The sequence below is a fragment of the Streptomyces sp. SID486 genome, from assembly GCF_009865385.1.
Lineage (GTDB): Bacteria > Actinomycetota > Actinomycetes > Streptomycetales > Streptomycetaceae > Streptomyces.
Genome location: NZ_WWJT01000308.1, coordinates 1 through 3,436 on the forward strand (window position 1 = coordinate 1; position 3,436 = coordinate 3,436).

Consider the following 3,436-nt stretch of genomic DNA (forward strand, 5'->3'; position numbering starts at 1 on the left):
GCCGCGGGCGGGGCGGCGTGGGACCGGACCGGGGCCGGGGGCTTGGGGGCCCGCGGCTTGGGCGCCGGGGTGCGCGGGAGCTGCGGCTGGTCGCCGGAGCCGTTGACCGACTGGTTGCCGGTGGCCGGATTCCCCAGGCCGACCACGTTGACGCTGTTGCCGGTGACGTTCACCGGCAGGTCGACCGGGAGCTGGACGCCGTTGCCCGAGAGCACCCCGGGCGAGTCCGCGGCACCGCCGTGGGCGGACGCACCACCGTGCGCCGAGGCACCGCCGGACGTCACCGGTCCGTTCTTTCCCGTGCCGCCGGCCTTGGCCCCTCCGCCGTTGGCGCAGGCGTTGCCCGCGGCCGGGTTGAGCAGCCCCACCACGTTCACCGTGTTGCCGCAGACGTTCACCGGCACGTGCACCGGGAGCTGAACGCCGTTGCCGGAGACCAGCCCGGGCGAGCCGGCCGCCGTGCCGTCGGCGCCGGCCCCGTCGGCCGCGAAGGCGGCGGACACCGGGAGCGCCACAGCCATCGCGCCGGACGCGGCGGCGACGGCGATCACACCGTTTCGGGTAGCCCGTCTCATAGGTTCCCTGCCTTCCATGCTTCCTCGCGGGCACTCACCCGCCCCTCGTAGAACGTGGGGGAACCGATGCGAGTTATGGCTAATCGGTCTTTCACCCCATCGAGTGGCAGTGTTATCGAACTGCATGTAAAGCCTCTGAACGATCATCAACAGGACACACGGAGTGCGGAGGATACGACAGCCGGTGGCCGCCCGCTCGCCCGCAGGCGGGCCTGACGGGGGCCGCTTATGGTGATCCGAGGGCGCCGTCCCCGGTCCGCGGCGGGCGCCCCGGGAGGCTATCGATGCTGGCCATGCTGTCCACTCGGCCCACCGTGCGGCGCTGCGCGGGCGCGTCGGCGCTCGCTCTGACGCTGCTCGGCGCCGGGCTGCCCGCGGCCGCCGCCGAGCGGCCGGAGCCCGACCTGTCCCGGTTCTACCGGCAGCATCCCGCCTGGGCCGCCTGCCAGGGCCCGGACATGCCGAAGGATCTGCAGTGCGCGAAGGTCACCGTCCCGCTCGACTACGCGCGGCCCGGTGCCGGCACCCTCGACGTGGCGCTGGCCCGCTATCGCGCCACCGGGACGTCACGGGGCTCGGTCCTGCTGAACTTCGGCGGCCCTGGCGGGGCCGGCATTCCCGAGCTGGCCTCCGAGGGCCGGCAGTTCATGGACCTGACCAACGGCTACGACGTGGTCACCTTCGACCCGCGCGGTGTCGGCCGCTCCTCCCCCGTCAGCTGCGGCGAGGGCACCGACGACGTCTCCGCCGCGATGGGGAAGGCGGCCGACGCCGGCCATGCGCAGGCACTCTTCACGCAGTTGCGCCGGGCCGCCGACGAGTGCGTCCGCAACTCGGGTCCGGTGCTGCCCCACATCGGCACCGTGAACGCCTCGCGCGACCTGGACGTCATCCGCCAGGCGCTCGGCGACGGCAAGCTCAACTACCTCGGCTTCTCCTACGGCACCCGGCTCGGCGCCGTGTATGCGGCGCAGTTCCCGGGGAAGGTCGGCCGCATCGTCCTCGACGGTGTGGACACGCTGACCGAGTCGCTGGCCGAGCAGGGCGTGGCGGGTGCCGAGGGGCAGCAGACGGCGCTGGACGACTTCCTGGACTGGTGCGTGAAGGATCTCGGCTGTCCGTTCGGCCAGGACCGCCGTGCGACCGGGGACGCGGTGCTCCGGCTGGTGCGCTCGCTCGACAAGGACCCGCTGCCCACGGGACTGGGCGGCTCGCTCTCCGGCCAGGACCTGGTGGGTGCCATCGGGCAGGCCCTCTACAGCAAGGAGCTGTGGCCGACGCTGCAGCGTGCGCTGGCCTCGCTGACCGAGGACGGTGACGCCCGGCGGGTGCTGGCGTTCTCCACGGGCGGTATCGGTCTGCCCGGTGGCCGCACGGACGGCGGGCTGATCGACACCGAGGACGTCCCGGCGGACAACCTCGCGGCCTCGCTGATGGCGATCAACTGCGCGGACGACCCCGACCGGCCCACCGCGGCACAGCTCACCAAGGACCTGCGGGACCTGCGGGCCGCGTACGACGAGGCTTCGCCGGTCTTCGGCCGCTACCGGCTGACCCAGCTGCTGATGTGCTACGGCCGCCCCCGGGGCACGGACTTCATCCGCGACCGGGTGAAGGACGTGCACTCGGCGAAGATGCTGCTGGTGGGCACGCGCGGGGACCCGGCGACGCCGTACCGGTGGGCCGTGGAGACCGCGGGGCGGCTCGGCCCGTCGGCGGTGGTGCTCGACAACAAGGGCGACGGCCACACCGGGTACTCCTCCTCCACGTGCGTGCACGGCAAGGTCGACGACTTCCTGCTCTACGGCGCGCTGCCCGCGAGCGGCAGTTCCTGTCCGGCGGACGAGCCGCCTCCGGGCGCCGCCCCGCAGAGCGAGGACTGACGGTCCCGCCCGTCGACGGTGGTGGCCGAGGTGACGTGTCCCGGTGGCAGCGGCGCAGCGCGGCGACCTCCCGCACGTGCGGCCGTCGCATCCGGAATCGCCGCGAAAATCCGCGCGTGCCGGCCCCATCACATCGGGCATCGCCGCGACCTCCCGCGCGTGCCGGCCCCGTCACACCAGGCATCGCCGCGACCTCCCGCGCACGCCGGCCCCGTCACATCGGGCGATCGCGGCGAACTTCCGCGCGTGCCTGCCGTCACATCGGGCAGGCGCCTGCAGACCGTCCTTTACCGACCGACCACGACAGGGGGCAACCCTCATGCGCATCCGCGCCGCCATCGCCGTACCCGCCGCCTCCGCCGCCGCGGCGGCCCTGCTGCTGACCGCACCGCAGAGCCAGGCCGCGACCGGCCAGGACCGGTCCGCCCGCTGTTCCGAGCAGGCCCTCGCCCTGCGGGCCAAGGCCGTGGCGGGTGATCCGACCGTGCTGCGGGTCAGCGTCACCAACCGCGGGGCCCGCGCCTGCTCCGTCGACCGCGTGCCCACCGTGACCTTCGGCGACCTGGACGGAGCCGCGCTGCCCACACCGGCGGGCGGCACCGGCAGCCGCCGGCTGACCGCGGGCGGCACCGCCTACGCCGACGTCCGGACCATCGCCGACCCGGCGGACCCCGAGGCCCGCCGGGCGCCCTCGGTCACGGTGGCGGCGTCGGTCGCGCACTGGGGCCGCTCCTCCAGCGCCGCGCAGCTCGGCACCGGGCGGCGGGTGCTCGTCTGGGAGCCGGTGACCACCTGGTGGCAGCCGTCTGCCGCGGCGGCGGACCGGGCCATCGGCCTCGGCTGAACCCCGGGCCGGCCGGGCGGCCCTGACGGAACCCCGGCCGTGCCGTCCGGCGGAACCCCGGCTTGGCCGTCCGGCGGAACCCCGGCCGCGCGGCCCGACGGGACCTCGCCCCGGCGGCGCGACGGGACTGCGGC

At 74.8% G+C, this 3,436-nt stretch carries 3 protein-coding genes; 2 read left to right on the forward strand and 1 reads right to left on the reverse strand.

Going from position 1 to position 3,436, the window contains the following annotated elements; translation table 11 throughout:
* Positions 1–575 (reverse strand): chaplin (locus tag GT045_RS14555; protein ID WP_202528075.1); only part of this gene is annotated, 575 nt, incomplete at its 3' end.
* Between the two features lie 284 nt (positions 576–859).
* On the opposite strand from GT045_RS14555, the gene GT045_RS14560 reads away from it, so the two are divergent.
* The gene (locus GT045_RS14560) at positions 860–2,458 is read left to right on the forward strand and encodes an alpha/beta hydrolase (RefSeq protein ID WP_161334427.1); all 1,599 of its coding nucleotides are present in this window, start codon (positions 860–862) and stop codon (positions 2,456–2,458) included.
* Positions 2,459–2,777: 319 nt separating this feature from the next.
* Complete coding sequence (locus GT045_RS14565; RefSeq protein WP_161298329.1) at positions 2,778–3,302, forward strand: DUF4232 domain-containing protein; 525 nt, start codon at positions 2,778–2,780, stop codon at positions 3,300–3,302.
* Positions 3,303–3,436 lie beyond the last annotated feature (134 nt).

Bases quoted from the DNA above. Each gene is read 5' to 3' on its own strand.
- GT045_RS14560 (WP_161334427.1), top strand. From the start codon at position 860: ATGCTGGCCATGCTGTCCACTCGGCCCACCGTGCGGCGCTGCGCGGGC.
- GT045_RS14565 (WP_161298329.1), top strand. From the start codon at position 2,778: ATGCGCATCCGCGCCGCCATCGCCGTACCCGCCGCCTCCGCCGCCGCG.